We start from the raw sequence: 21,377 nt of genomic DNA, 5'->3' as shown, positions 1-21,377 counted from the left end.
GCTCAGACTCCCTCCGCATGTCTGCGTTTGAAGTTGTGGATCGAGGGACGCAACACGGCAGGCGCCTGCTTCACCTCGTTCTCCTGCGTGCCGTCGAGGGTCGCCGCCAGTTCGGCGACCGTCACGTTCTTCATGAGTTGACGCGCATCGACACCCAGTCCGCGCTCGTTCATCCGTGCGACGATGCGGAACAGGTGGAGACTGTCTGCGCCGAGGCTGAAGAACTGCTGGTCGATGTCGACGTGCTCGAGGCCGAGCACGTCCGCCCAGATCCCGGCGATCGTGGCCTGGGTGGGCGTCATGGCGGCCGGTTCGCTGGCCGACGCCACAGGTTCCGTGGTCATCCCCACCGGTTCCGCTGCCACGGCGACCCGTTCGATCGCGACAGCCACCGGTTCAGCCGGCGCGGGGGCAGGCGGCACTACCTTGAGCGCCACGTGCGGCCGGCGAACAGGGGTAGCGACCATATCGGCCGTCGGCACGGGCAGGGCTTTGCGGTCGAGCTTGCCGCTGCTGGTCTGCGGCAGCGCGTCGAGCTTCATCCACAGCGTCGGCACCATATAGGTCGGCAAGGTGCCGGCCACATGCGCCGCGACCGCGCCCTGGTCGACCTTGCCGGAGGCAGCCTCGACGATGTAGCCCACGAGCCGTGCACTGCCACCGACGGTATGCAGTGCGACGGCGGCTGCGGCAACGCCGGGCGCCTTGCGCAACGCGGCCTCGATATCCTCGATCTCGATGCGGAAGCCGCGCAGTTTGATCTGCTGGTCGCGGCGGCCGAGGTGTTGCAGCGAGCCGTCGGAAAGCCGCTTTGCAAGGTCGCCCGTGCGGTAGAGCCGGCGCGGCGCAGCGCCCTCGATGGCAATCTCCCTGAAGGCGGCATCGGTGAGGTCGGGGCGGTGCAGGTAGCCCTTGGCGAGGCCTTCGCCGCCGATCCACAGTTCGCCGCTCACGCCTTGCGGCGCCAGATGAAAATCGTCGGTGAGCACATGCATGTCAGTATTGGCGACAGGCGCGCCGATCAGCACAGGCTGGTTCGCAACCACACGCGAGCCGGAAGACCAGATCGTCGTTTCAGTCGGACCGTAGAGATTCCACACCTCTTCACCCGTTGCCAGCAGCTGGTCGGCGAGATCGCGCGGCAATGCTTCGCCCGTGCAGATGATGCGGAAGTTCGCCGGTGCCTTGAAGCCCGCTTCCAGCAGCATGCGCCACAGCGACGGCGTCGCCTGGAGAATGGTGGCCGCTTCGTCCTTCAGCCGGGTCACCAGTTCGTAGCCCGTGCGCACCTCTGCATGGCCTGCAATGAACGTCTGCCCACCGACGATCAGCGGCAGGTACAGTTCGATACCCGACGTATCGAAGGTGAACGTGGTGACTGCGACGATGCGGTCGCTCGCCGTAAAGCCCGGCTTCTCCGCGATCGACAGCAGCACGTTGGTCAGTGCGCGATGGGGAATCTCCACGCCCTTGGGCTTGCCCGTCGAACCAGACGTGAAGATCACGTAGGCCGAATCGCTATCCGACACAGCGGGGAGCGTCACGGCTTCATCGTCGGCTTGCGCGAGGCAAGCCTCCAGTTCCAGCACACGATGCTCGCCCGGTTCCAGCACGGTCCGGCTGGCAGCGTCGCTAAGGATGGCGGCGATGTCGGCGCCCTCGAGAATCACTTGCAGGCGGGCGGCCGGCATCATCATGTCGAGCGGCACGTAGGCACAACCGGCCCGCCATACGCCGATCATGGCGGCCACAGTCAGCGCAGTGCGGTCCATTGCCAGCGCGATGCGCGAGCGCGGCGCGATACCCGCCGCCACCAGCTTGCGCGCAATCCGGCTGGCATGCGCATCGATCTCGCGATACGTCAGGCGCCTCGACTCGTCCGACACGGCCGTCGCATCGGGCGTCTTGCGGGCCTGCACGGCGAGCATCGCCGGGACGGTCTGCGACAGATCGTAGTCACGCTGAGTGGCATTCAGTTCGTCGCGCAGGTAGTGGATCTCGGCTTCGTTCAGCAGAGGTAGGGCCGCGATGGGCGTCTCGGGATCGCGGGCGATGGCTGTCAACAAGGTTTCGTAGTGACCGAGCCAACGCTGTGCCGTCGCCTCGTCATAGATGTCGCTGTTGAAATCGCAATCCAGACGAAGGCCCTGCGCCGACTCGATGATGTTCATGAACAGATCGAAGTTGCTGTATGCCTTCGCGTTCGGCGTAAAGCGCGTGGTGACGCCGGCCATGTCGAGTTGAGCGTCGACCTTCTCCAGATTGAACTGCAGATCGGTGAGCGGGAGCCGGTTGAAATCACGCTTGATACCGAGATCGCGCACCAGCGCACCATACGTGTAGTTCTGCCGGTCGCCCGCGTCGAAGACGTGATCGCGCACCGCCTTCATGTGGGCGGCGAATGGCTTGTCGCGGTCGAACCTGACGCGCATCGGCAGGAAGTTGACACAGTGCCCGGCCAGCAGCGCTTCGCCCGCCTGGGATTGTCCCGCCATCGGTGCAGCCAGGACGATATCGTCATTGCCCGCCAGACGCCCGAACAGCACTTGCGCGGCGCCGAATAGAGCGGCAAACAGCGAGCAACCCTGCTTCGATGCAGCCGTTTTCACCTGTTTGAGAAGATCGGCGCTCAACTGGCGCGTCGTCGAGGCGCCGCGAAAGCTCTTGATCTCCGGGCGTGGGCGATCGCCGGGCAACTCCAGTTGCGGCGCGGGATCGCGATGCAGGTTCATCCAGAAGTCGCGTGCATTCGCGTCGACGCCCGCCTCATCCTGCGCCTTGGCGAAGGCGAGGAAGCTTTGCACCTCGTCGAGTTCGGCCTCCTTGCCCGACACCTCGGCCTCGTAGAGCGCCTGCAGATCGCGCAGGATAATGTTGATCGTCCATCCATCGCAGATGATGTGGTGCGCCGTGAACACGAACGCCCACTTCTGCGCTTCGAGCCGCACCAGCGCGGCGCGCACCAGCGGCGCGCGGGTGAGATCGAACACTTCGTGTGCTTCGGCATCGACGATCGTCGCGAGTTCGGCCGCGGGGTCCGCGTGGCCGGACAGGTCGATGTGCTCCAGCGGCACGGTCGTCGCCGGATCGACGAACATCATGTCGCCAACGCGTGAGAAGTGCACGCGCAACGCGTCATGGCGGGCGATCGTTGCCGCGAAGGCGCGTTCGAAAGCGCCCTCGTTCAGGTTGCCCATGAGTTCGAGCGTGAACGACTCGTTGAACGCCAGCGAGGCTTCATTACCCAGTTGCGCCGACATCCAGATCTCTTTCTGCGGCTCGGTCAGCGGCGCCTGCGTCAGTTGCACGGGCGCGGCTTGCGCCGGCACGGTCTGCGCCGACGCCGTATGCGCCGCGTTGCCGAGAATGCCGACACGTTGCAGCGCATCGATACTCGCGATAAAAGCATCGCCGATCTTACGGATGTCTTCGTCGGAATGGCTCGTCGTCAGGAAGCAGGGAAAGCCTTCCATCACGTGCACGCCGAGGTAGCGCATGTACGGATAGAACAGGCTGCCCAGCCGGTCTTCGCCCGCGAAGTTCACGTAGAACCAGCTCGAGAACGATTCGGCCCGCGTGGCGATGCCGACCTTCTCCAGATACGCGTTGATACGCTGCACGAGGCCGTTCATGCGGCCCGCGAGCGTTTCCTGCAGCGACGGGCCGGCTTCCTTCAGATGCAGCAGCACCGCTTTCATCGCGGCCAGCACCACCGGGTGGCGCACGAAGGTGCCGGCGAAGAAGGTCGGCGGGACTTCGGGTACCGACGCATCGCCGAATTGCCACTGGCCGCCGTCGAGCGCATCCATGTACTGGGCGCTGCCGGCGAGCACGCCGACGGGCAGGCCGCCGCCGACCACCTTGCCGTAGGTCGCCATGTCGCCCTTGATGCCCCAGTAGCCTTGCATGCCGGCCGGGTGTACGCGGAAGCCCGTCACGACTTCATCGAAGATCAGCGCGGAGTCGTTGGCGGCGGTGACGTCGCGCAACTGCTGCACGAATTCCTTCGGACGCAGATTCGGATGACGCGACTGCACGGGCTCGAACAGCACGCCGGCGATATCGTCGATGTTGGCCTTGATCCACTCCAGACTTTCCGTGCGGGCATACGGCAGCACGACCATGTTGCCCACCGACTGTTGCGGGATGCCGGGGGCGAGCGGGAACGCGCGGGGCACGCCTGCTTCGCTGCCCGGCTTGACGAGCACTTCGTCGAACTGGCCATGATAGTCGCCGTCGAAGCAGACGATCTTGTCCTTGCCCGTCACCGTGCGCGCCAGCCGCATCGCGGCCATCACGGCTTCCGAGCCGGTATTGCAGAACGTCACGCGCTGATGGCCCGTCATGTCGGCGAACATCTGCGCGACTTCACCGGCGAGCGGCGATTGCGGTCCGATCGCGAAACCCTCGGCCATCTGCGCGTTGACGGCGTCCACCACGAAATCGGGCGTGTGGCCGAACGCAGTCTGGCCGTAGCCGTTGACGATATCGATATATTCGTTGCCGTCGATATCCCAGATCTTCGAGCCCTTGGAGCGCTGCGCGACGATCGGATAGACGAGTTCCTTCCATTCCTCGCGGAAGCCGCTTGCCGTGCGCGGATCGGCGAGCACCGGCCGATAGGATTGCGTACGGGATTTCGACTGGGGTGTCCTGGCCGAGTAGCGCGTGGTCAGATCGACGATAAAGGCCTTTTGCGCATCCGTCATCTCCGCCGATTTGCTCGCGCCGGGCTTGTAAGCGGTGAAGCGCGTGGGACGGTTCTCCTCGAACTTGATCTCGGGACCGGCGGCGCGCACGGGCGCGGCAGCCGGCTGCGGCGCGGTGGCCACGGGCGCTGCCGCGACGATCTGCGCGGGCGCCACGGCGGCCTGCACGGCGGCGGGTTGCGAGATGGCCACGGGCGCGCCTTGCAGCACGTCGAGTTGACGCGCCATCAGGGATTGCATCGCCGCGATCTGGTCGCGGATCACCGACGGGATATCGCCCGTCGCTGCGCCCGGCACGAACGTCGCGCTCGTCACGGGCGCTGCAGCGACGACGACAGACGCGGCAGCCACGGCAGCAGCCGGTGCAGGGAGGGCAACGGGGGCGGTGGCCGTGGCCGCTGCCGTTTCAGCGGCGGCGGGCGCGGCCGGCTGTGCCGGGTCGGGCGGCAAGGTGCTGTCGAGGAATTGCGCGAGCGCGGGCAGCGTCGGATAGTCGCTCATGATCTGCCGGAAGCTGATCGTGACGTCATAACGGCGGCGCAGTTGCCGGGAGACCTGTCCCATGAACAACGAGTCGTAACCGAGATCCCAAAAGGTCACATCCGGATCGGAGATGTCGGGCGCCTCGCCGGACAATTCACCAAGAAGCGACGCCAGTTCGGCGATGAGACGCGGTTTGCGATCGATTTGTACGGTTTGGTCCATGGTGGTCTGCGTAGTAGTGGTTATGGTTTCGGGCGTGGCAGGCGCGGCAATGACCGCGGCTTGCGTCGCGAGGTTGCGTGATGAGGCAGGGGCAGGCGCGTCGATCCAGTACCGTTCCCGTTCGAACGGATAGGTCGGCAGCGAAACGCGGCGCGCGGCTTTGTCCTGAACGATTTTCCAGTCCGGCGTGACGCCGTTCAGCCACACTCGCCCGGTCGCCTCGGCCAGCACGGCAAGTTCCTGGTCGCGCATCGCGAAGTCAGGCATGGAGGCAATCGCACCCAGATGCCCGTCTCTCGGCAATCCCTGCATCACAAAGGTCGACAGCGTCCGGCCGGGGCCGATTTCAAGGAGCAGAGGCTTGCTCTCAGCCGTCACTGTGATCAGCGCGTCGCTGAAGCGCACGACGTCGCGGCAATGACTGGCCCAGTAGCGTCCCCGCACCGGCTGATCCATCGACGCCCATTGCCCCGTCACGGAGGACACGTACGGGATCTTCGGCGTAGCGAAAGAAAAGGTATCCGCGATCCTCGCAAGATCTTCGACGACGCCGGACATCATGCGGGAGTGAAAGGCATGCGAGGTATGCAGCCGGCGATGGTCGATGTCGCTCGCCTTCAATCTGGCCTCGAAAGCCTTGATGGCCGCGAAGGGGCCTGCCACCACGCTGAGCGACGGTGCATTGACGGCGGCCAGGTCAATATCGTCACCCATCATGGGGCCGAGCTCGGCCTCCGACAGGCGCACCACCAGCATCGCGCCAGGCTCGGCCGACTGCATGAGCGCGCCGCGCTTCGCGATCAGGTACAGCGCATCTTCGAAGGCGACGGCATCGGCCACGCAGGCTGCGACCAGTTCGCCGACGCTATGGCCGATCATCGCCGTCGGTCTGATGCCGCGCGATATCCACAGTTGCGCGAGCGCGTATTCCACAAGGAACAGCGCCGGCTGCGCATAGATCGTCGAGCGGATTGGGTGCGGCGTGTCGGCGCCTTCCGGTGCCTCGCTGAGCAGCAGGGTCCGGATATCCAGCCCGAGATGCGGCGCCAGCACCTCGGCGCCCTTGTCGATCCACTCGCGAAAGACCGGCTCGCTGCGATAGAGCGCGGCTCCCATGCCCGGATACTGCGAGCCCTGGCCGGGAAACATGAAGACCACGGCGGGCGCCGCCTGCGGGGCTTGTGCTTCGATCGCGCCTTTTTGCAGTTTGGCCTGCGCCTGTTCGAGACTGTCAGCGATGACGACAGCCCGATGCGTGAAGTCACGGCGGCCCGTTTGCAGCGTCGCGGCCACGTCAGCGAGCGAGAGACGGGGATTGGCGGCCAGATGCCCGGCGAGATTGGCCCTGGCGCGTTCGAGCGCAGGCGCGCTGCGCGCCGAGAGCGGCAATACCTGCGGTCCGTCTTGAGCCTCGCATGCAGCGTCGACACGGCAAGGCGCTTCTTCCAGCAGCACATGGACGTTCGTTCCTCCCACGCCGAACGAACTCACCCCGGCGCGGCGCGGCGTCGGACCATCGGCCCAGGGGCGTGCCGCCGCGTTGAAGAAGAACGGGCTCTTCGTCACGTCGATGCCAGGGTTCGGCGCGCGGAAATGCGTGAGCGGCGGCAACGTACGGTCGCGCAGCGCAAGCGCCGCTGCGATGAAACCCGTTACGCCAGCTGCCGCGTCGAGGTGTCCGACATTGGCCTTCGCCGAGCCGAGCGCGCAGAACTGGCCGCCTTCGACGCCACCGAGGCGAAATGCCTGCACGAGGCCGGCGAACTCGATCGGATCGCCGAGCGGCGTCGCCGTGCCATGAGCCTCGATATAGCCAATGGTGGCGGGATCGATGCCCGCCTCGGCGTGCGCGATGGCAATCGCGCGGGCCTGCGCATCGACGCTCGGCGCCGTGAAGCCGACCTTGTCGGAGCCGTCGTTGTTCATGCCGACGCCGCGCACCACGGCATAGATCGGGTCGCCGTCGACGATCGCGTCTTCGAGCCGTTTGAGCAGGACCACACCGGCGCCGCTGCCGAACACCGTGCCTTTGGCATCGGCATCGAACGGACGGCACACGCCGTCGGCGGCACCCATGCCGCCTTCTTCGTAGAGATAGCCGCGCTTCTGCGGGAACGTGATCGACACGCCGCCAGCCAGCGCCATGTCGCAGCGTCCCGCGCGCAGGTTCTCGACCGCGAGAGCGATCGCCGTCAGCGAGGTGGAGCACGCCGTCTGTACAGACATGGCAGGACCCGTGAGGCCGAGCTTATAGGCTGTGCGGGTGGCGACGAAATCGCCGGCACCGACCAGCTTCTGGTACTCGCCGATCTGGAACTGGCTCGTGAACTCGTCGATCACGCCGCGATCGGACAGCACGTGCTTGAGGAAGTAGGTGTTCATCGAGGTGCCGGCGAACACGCCGACGGCACCGGCGATGGTCGCGGGATCATAGCCGGCATCCTCGAAGGCTTCCCACGCGATCTCGAGAAACAGGCGCTGTTGCGGGTCGGTCAGCGCGGCCTCGCGTGCCATCACGCCAAAAAAGCCGGCGTCGAAGCGGTCGACGTCCTCGAGTATCGGCCGTGCCTTCACATACCGTTCTTCACGCCGGGTGGCGTCGTCGAAGCTGTCTTCCAGTTCCGCCACGTCGAAACGCGTGACGCAGTCGCGCCCCGCCAGAATGTTGGCCCAGAACTCGCGGACATTGCGCGCACGGGGAAACCGTCCGGACATGCCGACGACAGCGATCGCCCCGTTCTGTGCGTCCCGGCGTCCCCGGATGGACCCTTGCTGAGCCATGCCGAGGGCGTTACGCAGGTGGCTGGCCAGCGCCTCGACATTGGGATGGCGGAACAGATCCACAAGCGCGACTCTCGCCGATACGTCGCGCGCGATGATCGCGTGCGCGCGCATCAGATCGAGCGAGCGCAGCCCGAGGTCAAAGAAGTTCGAGCGGCGATCGACGGGTTTGCCGAGCAGTCCTTCGAACACGGCCGCCAGTTTCGCGGCGATGTCTTCGTCGCTTGCCGCGGATTCGACGGGTGCCGCGGCAGGCGTGTCGAGTCCCGCAAGCAAGCGCTTGCGGTCGATCTTGCCGTTCGGCGTCAGCGGGAAGTCCGCCATGACACGCAGTTCCGCCGGCACCATGTAGTCGGGCAAGGTAGCCTTCAGATGCGCGCCCAAGCCGTTGAGGAAGGCGGCAGACGCCGCATCGGCGACACCTGCCTTCACGAAGCCGGCGATGGACTTGCCGAGGCGGCCCTCGAATGACGCTACCGCCGCATCGGCGACGCCGGGCGCCGCGCGCAGCGCATGTTCGATCTCGTCGAGCTCGATGCGCTTGCCGGCAATCTTGATCTGCCGGTCATTGCGGCCAAGGAAATCGATCGCGCCGTCAGGACGGCGGCGAACCAGGTCGCCCGTGCGATAGAGCATCGTGCCGGGCGAGAAGACGTCGTCAATGAATTTCCCGGCGCTCAGTTCAGGACGATTGAGGTAGCCGAGCGCGACACCGTCGCCGCCCGTGACGAGTTCACCCACTTCGCCTTCGCCAACGGGCACGAGCCTGTCGTCGACGATATAAACACGCGTGCCGGCGATCGCGTCGCCGATGGGTATGGCGTCGCCGTTGGCGAGCGCCTCGCCGTCGCGCGGGATGCGGTAGCAGCAGGTGAAGGTCGTGTTCTCGGTCGGGCCATACCCGTTGATGATCTGCAGGGCGGGGTGAGCCGCCATCACCTTGCGGATATGCACGGGCGAGAGCACGTCACCGCCCGTCAGCACTTCCTTCATCGGTGAGAAGGCGTCGAGCCGATAGTCGGCAAGCGCATTGAAGAGGCCCGCCGTGAACCAGGCGCTCGTCACGCCGAATTGCGCGATGCCTGCGGCGATCGCGTCGAGCGAAGGCTGAACCTCGTTGATGATGGCAGCGCTGCCGCCGTTCAGCAGCGGGCCCCAGATCTCGAGCGTGCTGGCGTCGAAGGCGAGCGGCGCAAGGTTGAGAAAGCGCGTCTGCGGCGACAGGTCGGTGAAGGTCTGACCGTGCACCAGGCGCAGAATCGCGCGATGCGGGACGATCACGCCCTTGGGTTTGCCCGTCGAGCCGGACGTATACATGATGTAGGCCGCGTCGTCGCGACTCATGGCCTGCAAGGGAGCCTGAGCGGCCGTTGCAGACGAGCTCACGATCCCGGCCAGATCGATCCATGCGCCGTTCAGGTCGCCCACGCTGGCGAGCGCGGCGCTGTCGGCGATCATGAGCTTCGGCGCGCAGTCGGACACGATGAAATCGAGTTGCGCGCGCGGATAAGCGGGGTCAAGCGGCACGTAGACGGCGCCCACGCGCAGAATCGCCAGCATCAGCGCGAGCGTGTCCCGGCTGCGTGGCACCATGATCGCGCAGCGCTCGCCCGGCTCGAGTCCCAGCGTGTGCAGGACGGTTGCCATGCGGGCCGAACGTTCGCCGAGGGCCGCGTAGTTTTCTTCACCCGTTGCGTCGATCACAGCGAGATGGTGGGCAAACTCCGCACATACGGCTTCGAAGCGCGCGGCCACGCCGGGCACCTGGTCGGTCCCGCCCGGCACGTTGCCTGGAAATTCACCTCTGTGTGACATATGCCGCTCTCCAGTGATTTGAAAGGCTGTGCGCAGGGCCACGCTTGCTGATGCACGCACGCAAGGCGCACACAGGGCGGCCGGCCACAGCAGGCAAAAGCAGTGCATGGCGATGCGTGCTCGCCGCCTGCCTGACGTACGAAATTTTCGGTTAGTGAAAGTTAAACTTGTGCGGGACGCCTATCCGTACGCCGTCGCACACACCAACGACGCAACAACACATCGTTCCCGCGAGTGTTCGGGCTCCCACAGTGCACATCGCGCAATCGTTGAAATCGCCCGTTGCCCGCGCGTTTGTTACGGCGGCGAAACACGGCGGGCGAGGCTTGTCCTGTGACGCGACAGTCACGAGTCGAAGGCTGCTGTGCGCGTTAGTGTTGGATTCCTAACCGACACCGTCCGCATTGTTGCCGTCTGCGCAAAGTGCCGCGACGTTATTGTCGGTTTTTGGCTGCTTGTGTGGCGGGTGCGTGCTGTCGTGCAGTTCGACGCTCCCATGCCGGGTGTCAACGCATCTCGACGATCGACCAGTCCGTGCGCCGCGCCGCGACCGCGCCCGTGCAGCCCGCAACGGACGACAGCGGGCGAATGCGCCAATGAGCCGCTTCTCGCGCATCGCCACCGACCAGGCGCGGCGCCGTGTCGCCAGGCACGGACAGGTCGAACTCGAAATGGGTGGGCGGCAGCATGAAGCCGGTGCCGAGCGCTTTCAGGCATGCCTCTTTGCGCGCCCAGCTTTCGAAGAAAACTGTTTGTTGTTGTGCTTTGGGCACGGCAGCGTAGTCGGCTCGTTCCTGCCGTGAAAACACTTCTAGTGGCAGGATTTCTTCGATCGCCCGGATGCGCTCCACGTCGATGCCGATTTCGAAACCGTTCGATATCGCGAGGGCCGCCGTACTCTCGCTGTGACTGAGATTGAAGCAGAGCATCCAGTCATGAGGCTGGCTGGTGCAACAAGGTTTGCCTTGCGGACCATAGCCGATCGCGACATCCGACGGCGACATGCCGAGGTAACGGCCAAGGACCCGTCTGAGTTCGCCGCGTCCCGCGACGAACCGGCGCCGATGCAGGTCGAAGCGGAATTTGCCGGCGCGCTCGCGCTCCTGTGCGCAGAGCGTGTCCCAGTAGCACGCGATATCGTCATCACAGGCTTCGAGATCCCACTGCCAGACATGGACTTCTTGCGCAAAGGGCGGACTCAGGAGAGAAGAAGACATGGCGGCTAACACACAACGCGAATTGAATCAGATTTGCAACCCGACATCGCGATGATGTTGCAGCCGCAACGTGTATCGAGCGACGACGCGACCGTCGACAGTTCGGCACCTTGCCCGAAGGCGGGGAACGGCAGTCCGGCGCACGAGGGTTTCGCGCAATGTGACAGCGCTTGCAAGGATACACGATAGCATGCGAGCCGCAAGCGACCGCCGGCAGCACGCGCTATCTGATCATGGCGCTGTTCGAGACTGTGGCATGCGGACGGGCGTGCGGCCGCTGAGGCCGCCGACACCATGCCCGGCACGCAATCTAGCTCACCGTCTCGGCTTCGCGCAGACGCGGCAGCAAGCGGTCGAATTCACGCTTCACGAGTCCGTAGCATTCGCACGCGCGCGCTTCGAGACCCTTGCGGTCGAGCACGCGAATGTGGCCGCGGCTGTGGTGAATCAGGCCGTCGTTGTGCAGCTTGCCTGCCGCTTCCGTGATGCCTTCGCGACGCACCCCGAGCATGTCGGCGATCAGCTGCTGGGTGACGGAGAGATCGTCCGATGCGACGCGGTCGACTTCGATCAGGAGCCAGCGGCATAGTTGCTTGTTCAACGAATGATGCCGGTTGCAGGCAGCCGTTTGGGCGACCTGCGTGAGGAGGGCGTGCATGTAGAGCAGCATCAGCCGGCGCAGGAAGTCGGAGCGAGCGAATTGCTGACGCAGGGCCTGTGCAGACATACGGTACGCGAAACCCGAGCACTGCACCTGCACGCGATTCGGCATCGTTTCGCCGCCCGTCAGCACGGGCACGCCCGTCATGCCCTCGCGACCCACAGCGGCGATCTCGACGGAGCCGCCGTCTTCCATCGTCGACAGCATCGAAATGATGGCCGTCGTCGGAAAGTAGACGTGGTGGATGCGTTGTCCGGAGTCGCACAGCAATTGTTCAGTGCGCAGATGGACGAGTTCGAGATGAGGGGCAATGGCTTGCCACTCATGAGAGGGCAATGCGCCGAGCAAATGGTTGCCGTGCAGATCGGATTGAAGCGTCAACATGATCGGTCCTCGCGTGAAGCCGTGCCCGGCACGACCTCTTGTCTTTTTAACCCGGCGCTGTGCGCTCCCATTACGTTGCCGCTGGTTCGCGGCGAGGATCGTACAAACCGGCCCCGTCAGCCTGTCGTCGATGCGGTTGTTTTAGGTGGTTGCATCGTCGTGGCTTTCGCTGCGCAAACCGTTTAGCGAGGACCGTGCCAATTGGCTGGAGAATGAGTCCTGGTGCGGCGCAGCGTCGCGCGAAAAGCATGCCGGTGCCGCAAAACGTCTGGTTTTGTTTCAAATCTGCAAACCGAGTTTTACGAGACATTGCTGAGAAAGTTCTTAATTTAACGTAGATAAACATCTGATTTTACGGACATTGAAGATAAGCCGATGCGAGTTCGCAGCCAGTATTCAGGCGTGCCACAGCCGGGAACGCGCGGTGAAGTGCGGTTTCGGCTGTTTCGCGATTTGATTCAGATATGTTCCATGCCGTTGGTGTGCTGCCGCACCGAAGACGGTTTGTGATTCATGCGCGCCCCGGTTCAAGTGCGATTGTGTCGGACGAATACCAACGTTAATGGCGCGAGCGTTGGGTCGCAGCACAATTGAACAGATGGAAGCCACATCGATGCGCTTGCGACGCAAACGTTTGATGAGGGTGGCCGTTGCGCCGCGGTCGCGAGGCAGGGAGCGTGGGCGGTCGCGGCGAGCGCGTGTCGGGTTTGTCTCAATCGTGAGATATGCGCTGCCTGCGCCCGCGCCCGCGCCCGTGGCCGTGACTGTGACTGTGACTGTGACTGTGACTGTGACTGTGACGGCCGACCGCAACACCGTTCGCCCGTTCGCAACAGCGCCCGCGTCTCCCACGGTTAGGGGAATCGCCAGGCGCAATGCTGCACCCGCCCGCAGCGCAATCCTAAGCACAACGACAGGCTCGGCGACGTGCGCAGACCTGATGCGGCAGCGCGTGCATTCGCCTGCACAGACGAATTGGGCCCGCAACGTGTGTTCTCGTACAGAGCGGGGACATTGCCCTTTGCTTCAATGGCAACGGTCGACGGGGAAAGCGTGAGTGGTGCAGAGGCTATGAACGACTAAAGGGTCCGAGACCACTGCGCGCGATAAATGTGCCGCCGGCGAAGCAAAGAAGTATGAGGAAACGTGGAACGGGTGCGGAGATGCTGATCGGCCACCGCCTCAGTCGAATGAGCGGCGTTCCCGTATAAGCATGCGGAGTGCTAATTGACTCGATTAGTAACAAACGTAACGAATGTAACCCAAGTGCATTATCGGAGTGTGCGTGCAGTAGTTTCGGTGCAATTTTTCCCCATTGCGCAGAGAGATTGCGTTGTGCTTCGACACTTCGCTTCACGACGCGTTGCACGAACGAAACAATTCATCGGAGGGAATACCCTTTCGGGTGCTTTCCCGACTGGCGCATCGAGATAAAGCGAAGCAACGTAATGTTCGCAAATAAGAAATGACACGAGGGCACGTGATCAACATTCATCGCAGGCGAGAACCGCCGCATCGGGGAGAAGGATGATGGAACACACCAACAAAGAGCGGTCCCTGGTCAGCAAGGTCATGGATGGCCTCGTGACCGGGATCGTCGAAGAAAAGTACGGCGCGGTCTTGCCGCCGCAGGACGTATTGTCGAAGGAATTCGACGTCAGCCGCACGGTGATGCGCGAGGCGCTGTCGATGCTGCTCGCGCGGCACATGCTGGACGTGCGGCCCAAGATCGGCACGCGCATCCGGCCGATGCACGACTGGCGCATGATCGACGAGGACGTCGTGAACTGGCGCTTCCGCGCGAAGCCCGATCCGACGTTCCTGCGCGACGTGATCGAGTTCCGCGTGCTGATCGAACCGCGTGCGGCTGCGCAGGCTGCGACGCGCGGCAACGCTTCGGACATCGCTGCGATCCGCGATGCGTTCGAGGCTTTCCGCAACAGTCCGCCAGGCGAGCCCGGTCATCAGACTGCGGATGAAGCGCTGCATACGCGCATCGTGATCGCAAGCGGCAACCAGTTCTTCCAGCAGATGGCGGCGATCATTCGCGGCGCGCTGCAGGCACTGAAGCCGCTCGTCGATCTGCCCACGGGCGCATGGGAGGAAACGGTGCGCCTGCATTCGCGGGTCGTCGACGCGATCGAGCGGCACGATGCGAAAGAAGCGGAAGCGGGGTCGATTGCGCTGATCGATTTCTCGATGAGCCGCATGAGCGCAGCGGTGTCCGATCTGCCCGCAACGCCTGCCGCTCCCGCGGCACCGGCGGAGCAATAGGACGAAGCAGCAGGTTTCAATACGGCATCGGTTGACCGTGGGAAGGCCTGTCCGGCGAGTGGATACGCGACATCGGCGACAATGTCGGTTGTCACTCACTGCATGGACACTTCTCGCGACCGATGAATAACGCAGCAACCCTCGGCCCTTCCGGGCATCCCGCGACGATACGCTGGGGCATCGTAGGCACAGGCCGCATCGCCCATCGTTTCGCGCAAAGCCTCGCGCATGTTCCTCATACCCGGCTGACGGCAGTCTGGTCGCGCCGTCGCGCTCCCGCTGAAACATTTGCCCAGCAGCATGGCGGACGGGCGCTCGACAGCTTCGACGCGCTCCTTCACAGCGGTATCGACGCGCTGTATGTCGCAACGATGCAGGACAGTCACGCGCATTACGCGGCGGCCGCGCTCGAAGCCGGCGTTCACGTGCTGTGCGAAAAGCCCGCGACGGTGAATGCGGCGCAACTGGAACGCGTGCTGGCGAGTGCGCGCGCTTCGCAGCGGCTCTTCATGGAGGCGATGAAACCGCCGTTCTATCCGCTGTATCGGAAACTGCGCGAGCATCTTTCCGACGAGCCCATCGGTGAGATTGGACTCGTACGCGCGGGGTGTTCTGTGCCGGGCGTGCCGGACGATCATCCGTCGCTGTCGTTCGAGCACGCGGGCGGCGCGCTGCTCGATATCGGCATCTACGAGATGTTTCTCGCCGTCGACTGGCTCGGAGCGCCATTCGACGTGCAGACGCAAGGGCGGCTCGGACCGACGGGCGTCGATACGTTCGCGAGCCTCAACAGCCGGCACGAGAAGGGCATCGCGCAGCTCTTTTGCGGACTGGATCTGTTCGGCAAGGGCGATGCCTTCATCGCGGGCACGCACGGCAACGTGACGATTCACGAGAACTGGTGGAATCCGGCGCGCGCGACGGTGCGCTATGTGGACGGACGCGTGGTCGAACTCGATGCGCCCTTCGAAGGCGGCGGCCTGAACTACGAGACGGCACACTTCTGCGATCTGATCCGCGCCGGGCAGCTGGAAAGCCCCGTGATGACGCATGCGAAATCGAGCCAGATGATCGCGATGGCCGATGCGGCGCGAGCGGCGCTGGGACTGCGGTTCCCGTGCGAGTGACACTGCGTGCCGGGCGAGCGTAGTGGTAGGATCGGCGCGGACCGATGCGCAGTTGAGCGGATGAGAAGCCGGCTGGCCGCTTTCGTTTTCCGCATCATGTATGCAGGTTGTTATCCATGTTGTTTGCGAGGAGCGCAATGATGCGCATGCTGGCCAGATTGTGGCGCGAGTACAAGAGTCTCGCCACGTTCATTTTCCTGATGGTGCTGTTTCGCAGCGCGATCGCCGACTGGAACGTGGTGCCGAGCGGCTCGATGCTGCCGACCATCCGCGAGGGCGATCGCATCCTCGTCGACAAGATGGCTTACGACCTGCGCATCCCGCTCACGCACATCGCGATAGCGCATCTGCATGAACCGCAGCGCGGCGATATCGTGACGATCGATTCCTCCGCCGCGCGCGAGCTGATCGTCAAGCGCGTGATCGGGCTGCCTGGCGATGTCGTCGCGATGCGTGACAACGTGCTGTACGTGAACGGTGCGCGAGCGAGCTATCAACCGCTCGCGCTCGCGCCGCTGCCCGGCGATGCCGTGTCGCCCGGCGACTACCTGACCGAGCGTGTTGCGGGCGCGTCGCCGGGCTCGCCGCACGCGGTGCGGCTGTCCGAACTGGCGCCGAGTCCGCGCCGCTCATTCGGTCCGGTGACGGTGCCGGCGGGCGAGTATCTGATGCTCGGCGACAATCGCGACGATAGCGCGGATTCGCGCTATTTCGGTTTCTTTCCACGCGCCGAGCTGATGGGGCGCACGCGCCGCGTCGCGTTCTCGCTCGACCCGGATCACGCGTACCGGCCGCGTTTCGAGCGGTTCGGTGTGCGGCTCGATGCGGTGGCGGCGCACTGAGGCCCGGCTACGCGCCTGACGTCGTCCCCGTGCGCCGCGGCTGCGCAAAGGCCTACGCTGCGCGCATCGCCAGCGCCTGTGCGCATTCGGCGACGAGGGCGGGGCCCCGATAGATGAAGCCCGTGTAGAGCTGAACGAGCGATGCGCCCGCGTCGAGCTTGGCCTGCGCATCCGCGCCGGAGAAAATCCCGCCCACGCCGATGATGGGCACGTCGCCGCCGACTTCCGCGCGCAGCTTGCGGATCACTTCGTTCGATGCATCGAACACCGGCCGTCCCGACAGGCCACCTGCTTCGTCAGCGTGCGGCAAACCTTGCACGGCGGTGCGCGAGAGCGTCGTGTTGGTCGCGATCACGCCTTCGAACTGGTGACGCAGCAGCGTGTCGGCGATCGACTTCACCTGTTCGTCGTCGAGATCCGGCGCGATCTTCAGCGCGAGCGGCACGAGCTTGCCGTGCAGATCCGCGAGACGCTGCTGCTTGTCCTTGAGCGCGGCGAGCAACGCATCGAGTTCGCCCGCGCCTTGCAGCTGGCGCAGGTTCTTCGTGTTCGGCGACGAGATATTGACGGTCACGTAGCTCGCGAACGGATACACGCGTTCCAGGCAGTAGAGGTAGTCGTCGGCGGCGCGCTCGATCGGCGTGTCGGCGTTCTTGCCGATGTTCAGCCCGAGCGTGCCGCGATAGCGCGCAGCCTGCACGTTCTTCACGAACTGGTCGACGCCTGCGTTGTTGAAGCCCATCCGGTTGATCACGGCGTCCGCCTGCGGCAGACGGAACATGCGCGGGCGCGGATTGCCTGGCTGCGCGCGCGGCGTCACCGTGCCGACTTCGATGAAGCCAAAGCCGAGCGCGGCCAGTCCGTCGATGCACGCGCCGTCCTTGTCGAGCCCTGCCGCGAGACCGACGGGGTTCCGGAACGTCAGGCCCATCACGGTGCGCGGCGAGTCGGGCACACGCGGCGCGAGCGCGCCTGCCAGGCCGGTACGTCCGGCCGCGCGCAGCAGGCGCAGGGTGAGATGGTGAGCGTCTTCCGCATCCATGCGGAAGAGTTGGGCGCGTACGAGCGGATAAAGAGAACTGAACACGGCGGGACGCCTGGCGGCTGAAAAATGAAAACCCGCTATTTTAACGGGTCGGCAGCGCGGCGACGGGCGTTTCGATGTACGTGCGTGCCGTGCGTGCGTCCGCCTGCGCTTCAGCCGCGATCGATGCGCAATCCGCGGCTGCCACCTTTCGCGGCATCGACGGGGGAGAGGTCGGGCGCGGCAGGATCGAGCACTTTCCACGTGCCGTCGAAAAGCCCTTCGAGCGGCGTGAAATTGGCCTTGTAGGCCATCTTCGGGCTTTCGCGGATCCAGTAGCCGAGATACACGTGCGGCAGCTTCAGGCTGCGCGCCTGCTCGATCTGCCAGAGGATGTTGTAGGTGCCGTAGCTGGTGTGCGGCTGGTCGGGATCGAAAAACGTGTACACGGACGATAGCCCGTCGCCGAGGATATCGATCATGCTGACCATGCGCAGCGTGCCCGGCATGTCCGGATGCCCCGCATAGCCGGGGTTGGGTGGCTCGCGGAATTCCACGAGGCGCGAGTTGATCCGGCTCTGCAGCAGGAACTGCTCGTACTGGTCGCGGCTGTCGCGGTCCATGCCGCCGCCCGCATGCCGCGCCGACTGGTAACGCATGTAGAGCGCGTAATGTTCTTCGTCGTAGTGCAGCGGCGCGACAGTCGCGATCAGGCCGCCGTGCTTTTTCCACACGCGCCGCTGCGTGCGGTTCGGCGTGAAGCGCTCGACGGGCACACGCACGGGCACGCACGCGCGGCACCCGTCGCAATACGGCCGGTAGGTGAACACGCCCGAGCGGCGAAAGCCTGCGCGAACGAGTTCGGTATAGACGTCGGAGTTGATCAGGTGGCTGGGCGTCGCAACTTGCGAGCGCGCGACGCGCCCTTCCAGGTAACTGCAAGGGTAAGGCGCTGTTGCATAGAATTGCAGCGCCGAAAGCGGTGAAAGCGGCAGCTCATTCGGGTGAGTCACGTTAGCAGCTCTCGAAGCGTTTCTGGTTTTGCCAATCCGGCGTGCTGCTGGCTGTGTCGCCGTAGCACGCCGAATCGCGCACTGGACAGTAGCTTGCAGCGTGCCCGACGGACACGTCCCTGTGCCTTGCGTCGTTCATGCAGCGGCGTCGGCCCTCGACGCTGCATGCATCACTGCGCCGGCGCGAGAAGATCGCGCAGAACCGACTTGTCGAACGACCAGGGGATCGGCGCGGAGTCGACGGCCGCGCGCACATGTGCGACGAACGCCTTGCGCGCGATCTCGCGGCCGCCCAGCGAAGCCAGATGCGACGTGTTCTGCTGGCAGTCTATCATTTCTATTTCGTGACGTCGCAGGTGGAAGACGAGCGCGGAGAGCGCAATTTTCGACGCATCGGTGACTTCTGCATACATGGATTCGCCGAAAAACATCTTGCCGAACGACACGCCATACAACCCGCCGACGCGCTTGCCTGCGTGCCACGTTTCGATGCTGTGCGCTTCGCCGCGACGGTGCAGCGTCGAATATGCGTCGATCACATCCGACGTGATCCACGTGCCGCGCTGCCCGTGACGCGGTGCGAGCGCGCAGGCGCGCATCACGGCGGGGAAATCGGCGTCGACGCGGATTTCCCAAGTGTCGTCGCGCAGCACGCGCCTGAGCGTCTTTTTCAGCGACGGGGAAATCTTGAACTCGCGCGGACGCAGGATCATGCGCGGATCGGGCGTCCACCAGAGCACCGGCTGGCCGTCCGAATACCACGGGAAAATGCCGCGCCGGTAAGCGTCGATGAGTCTGGACGGCAGCAGGTCCGCGCTCGCCGCGAGCAGGCCGGGCGCGCCGCTCGCCGCGGACAGCGCGCGTTCGACGGGCGGAAAGGGATCGTCGGGGCCTAGCCAGGGAACCATGCGGCCGCTGTTGTCGTCAACCGTCGCGCAGCGAGCGGAAGATATCGCCCGTGTGCAGGCCGTAGTTGCCCGACGTGCGATCGGTGAAGAAGAAGCGCAGGGTTTGCGCGACGGTCGGGAACGCGATGTCGCCCCACGGAATTTCGTGTTCTTCGAAGAGGCGCACTTCGAGGCTCTCTTCACCCGCTTCGACATCGAGATCGAGCAGCCGCGCGAGATAGAACAGATGCACCTGATGCACGTGCGGCACGTTCAGCAGCGTGTACAGGTTCTGCACCTCGACACGCGCGCCGGCTTCCTCCAGCGTTTCACGCGCGGCGGCTTCCGATGTCGTTTCGCCCATTTCCATGAAGCCTGCGGGCAGGGTCCAGTAGCCGTAGCGCGGTTCGATCGCGCGGCGGCACAACAGCACCTTGTCGTCCCAGACGGGCACGGTGCCAACCACGTTGCGCGGATTCTGATAGTGCACGGTGCCACAGCTTGCGCAGACGAAGCGCTCCCGATTGTCGCCGGGCGGAATGCTCAGGCCCACTGCGTGGCCGCAGACGGAACAGAATTTCATAGAGAGGGGACGGAGAACGGTGATGGGAGTGTATCACCGGGCTGCGCATCGACAACGACGCGCGCAGGTGCACGGTTGTGAATCCGCGAGGCCGCGTTCCAAAACAAAAAACCCGCCATTGGGGCGGGTTTCATGGTGTGACGGCACTTTTCAGGAGCAGGTGACCAGTGTGTGAACTGGTTGCGGGGGTAGGATTTGAACCTACGACCTTCGGGTTATGAGCCCGACGAGCTGCCAGACTGCTCCACCCCGCGTCCGTCGAAGAAAAGATTATAGGACATATGCATGGCCGATGCAATCAGTTTTTAAGGATCGACATGAAAGGACAAAATGGATGCGCAATACGACGGCCATCTGGCTTGCCGCGACACCCATATCCAACGTGTGTCGTTCCTGTGAGAGCATGGCCGGGCGGCGCCGGGCGCCTGCGCTAGAATCGCCGTTCTTCCGTGCCGTGCGGGGCGTCGTGCCGCGCGTGGCACGCCTCCTTCAACGCTTTCTCGACACGTCATGGACATCGCTCACGATTTGCAGTCGATCGCCGCGCAGGAACACGCGCTCGTCTTTCCTCACTTCGACGCCGATACCGCGTGGCAGCTCGGCGCATATCTGCATGAGATCGCGAAGGCGCGTGGCCTTGCGCTTGCGATCGACATCCGCTCCTTCGGCCAGCCGCTGTTCTTTTCGCTGCTGGAGGGCGCGACGCCCGACAACGTCGACTGGGCGCGCCGCAAGGGCAACACCGTCGCGCATTTCCGGCGCAGCTCGTACGCGGTCGGCCTGAAGCTTCAACAGTCGAACGCGACGCTCGCCGACAAGCACGGTCTTCCCGTATCCGATTACGCAGCGCATGGCGGCGCGTTTCCGTTGATCGCGAAAGGGACGGGCGTGATCGGTTCGGTGACGGTATCGGGTCTGCCACAACGCGCGGATCACGAACTCGTCGTCGAGGCGCTGTGCGCTCACCTCGGCCATGACTACAGCAAGCTCGCGCTTGCGAAGGCATAGCGCATGGGCGTGCCTCCCTATGTGCTGCTGGCAATCGCCATCGTCGCGGAAGTGATCGCGACCTCGGCGCTGCGCGCGTCGGATGGCTTCACGCGTCTCGTACCAGCCGCGGTCGTGCTGCTCGGCTACGGCATTTCGTTCTACTGCCTGTCACTGACGCTGAAGAGCCTGCCCGTCGGCATCGTCTACGCGATCTGGTCGGGCGTGGGCATCGTGCTGATTACGCTCGTTGCGATCGTGATGTATCGCCAGGTGCCCGATCTTGCCGCTGTCGCCGGGCTCGGCCTGATCGTCGCCGGCGTCGTCGTGCTGAATCTGTTTTCGAAGATGCAGGCGCATTGACGCCG

Annotated in this window: 12 protein-coding genes and 1 tRNA gene; 5 read left to right on the top strand and 8 right to left on the bottom strand. The window is 64.5% G+C overall.

What is annotated here, in order from left to right; genetic code table 11:
- Nucleotides 1–2: 2 nt before the first annotated feature.
- The 3 genes from BPHY_RS08510 to BPHY_RS08500 form a co-directional block, all read right to left on the bottom strand.
- Nucleotides 3–10,010, bottom strand: coding sequence for a hybrid non-ribosomal peptide synthetase/type I polyketide synthase (locus BPHY_RS08510; protein ID WP_012401064.1), 10,008 nt, complete (start codon nucleotides 10,008–10,010; stop codon nucleotides 3–5).
- Between the two features lie 506 nt (nucleotides 10,011–10,516).
- Nucleotides 10,517–11,227 carry a 4'-phosphopantetheinyl transferase family protein gene (locus BPHY_RS08505; protein WP_012401063.1) on the bottom strand — a complete coding sequence of 237 codons (711 nt, stop codon included), beginning with the start codon at nucleotides 11,225–11,227 and terminating at the stop codon, nucleotides 10,517–10,519.
- Between the two features lie 310 nt (nucleotides 11,228–11,537).
- A complete protein-coding gene (locus tag BPHY_RS08500; protein WP_012401061.1) occupies nucleotides 11,538–12,272 on the bottom strand; it encodes a Crp/Fnr family transcriptional regulator in 735 nt (244 codons plus the stop codon).
- Nucleotides 12,273–13,802: 1,530 nt separating this feature from the next.
- Here BPHY_RS08500 and BPHY_RS08495 point away from each other — a divergent pair.
- From BPHY_RS08495 to lepB, 3 genes are all read left to right on the top strand, one after another.
- Nucleotides 13,803–14,546 (top strand): FadR/GntR family transcriptional regulator, encoded by a 744-nt coding sequence (locus tag BPHY_RS08495; RefSeq protein ID WP_052306067.1) that lies wholly within the window; start codon nucleotides 13,803–13,805, stop codon nucleotides 14,544–14,546.
- A gap of 122 nt (nucleotides 14,547–14,668) precedes the next feature.
- Entirely contained in the window at nucleotides 14,669–15,673 is a 1,005-nt protein-coding gene (locus BPHY_RS08490) for a Gfo/Idh/MocA family protein (protein ID WP_012401058.1), read from the top strand.
- 140 nt (nucleotides 15,674–15,813) lie between these two features.
- Nucleotides 15,814–16,515 (top strand): signal peptidase I, encoded by a 702-nt coding sequence (lepB, locus tag BPHY_RS08485; protein WP_041763871.1) that lies wholly within the window; start codon nucleotides 15,814–15,816, stop codon nucleotides 16,513–16,515.
- A gap of 52 nt (nucleotides 16,516–16,567) precedes the next feature.
- Here lepB and BPHY_RS08480 read toward each other — a convergent pair whose 3' ends face one another.
- The 5 genes from BPHY_RS08480 to BPHY_RS08460 form a co-directional block, all read right to left on the bottom strand.
- Nucleotides 16,568–17,602: a quinone-dependent dihydroorotate dehydrogenase gene (locus BPHY_RS08480; RefSeq protein WP_012401056.1), complete on the bottom strand. Its 1,035-nt coding sequence runs from the start codon at nucleotides 17,600–17,602 to the stop codon at nucleotides 16,568–16,570.
- Between the two features lie 110 nt (nucleotides 17,603–17,712).
- Entirely contained in the window at nucleotides 17,713–18,552 is an 840-nt protein-coding gene (locus BPHY_RS08475) for an arginyltransferase (protein ID WP_012401055.1), read from the bottom strand.
- Between the two features lie 170 nt (nucleotides 18,553–18,722).
- The gene (gene aat / locus BPHY_RS08470) at nucleotides 18,723–19,460 is read right to left on the bottom strand and encodes a leucyl/phenylalanyl-tRNA--protein transferase (RefSeq protein ID WP_012401054.1); all 738 of its coding nucleotides are present in this window, start codon (nucleotides 19,458–19,460) and stop codon (nucleotides 18,723–18,725) included.
- A 16-nt stretch (nucleotides 19,461–19,476) separates the two neighbouring features.
- Nucleotides 19,477–20,022 carry an NUDIX hydrolase gene (locus BPHY_RS08465; RefSeq protein ID WP_012401053.1) on the bottom strand — a complete coding sequence of 182 codons (546 nt, stop codon included), beginning with the start codon at nucleotides 20,020–20,022 and terminating at the stop codon, nucleotides 19,477–19,479.
- 177 nt (nucleotides 20,023–20,199) lie between these two features.
- Nucleotides 20,200–20,276, bottom strand: a tRNA-Met gene (locus BPHY_RS08460).
- Between the two features lie 256 nt (nucleotides 20,277–20,532).
- Between BPHY_RS08460 and BPHY_RS08455 the strand changes: the two genes are divergently transcribed.
- Both BPHY_RS08455 and BPHY_RS08450 read left to right on the top strand, forming a co-directional pair.
- On the top strand, nucleotides 20,533–21,030 hold the full coding sequence (locus BPHY_RS08455) for a heme-degrading domain-containing protein (RefSeq protein ID WP_012401052.1): 498 nt from the start codon (nucleotides 20,533–20,535) through the stop codon (nucleotides 21,028–21,030).
- Nucleotides 21,031–21,033: 3 nt separating this feature from the next.
- Entirely contained in the window at nucleotides 21,034–21,372 is a 339-nt protein-coding gene (locus tag BPHY_RS08450) for a DMT family transporter (protein ID WP_012401051.1), read from the top strand.
- Nucleotides 21,373–21,377 lie beyond the last annotated feature (5 nt).

This window comes from Paraburkholderia phymatum STM815 (assembly GCF_000020045.1).
GTDB lineage: Bacteria > Pseudomonadota > Gammaproteobacteria > Burkholderiales > Burkholderiaceae > Paraburkholderia > Paraburkholderia phymatum.
Note: the sequence above shows the minus strand (reverse complement) of the source record. Positions and strands in the feature narration are given on the sequence as shown.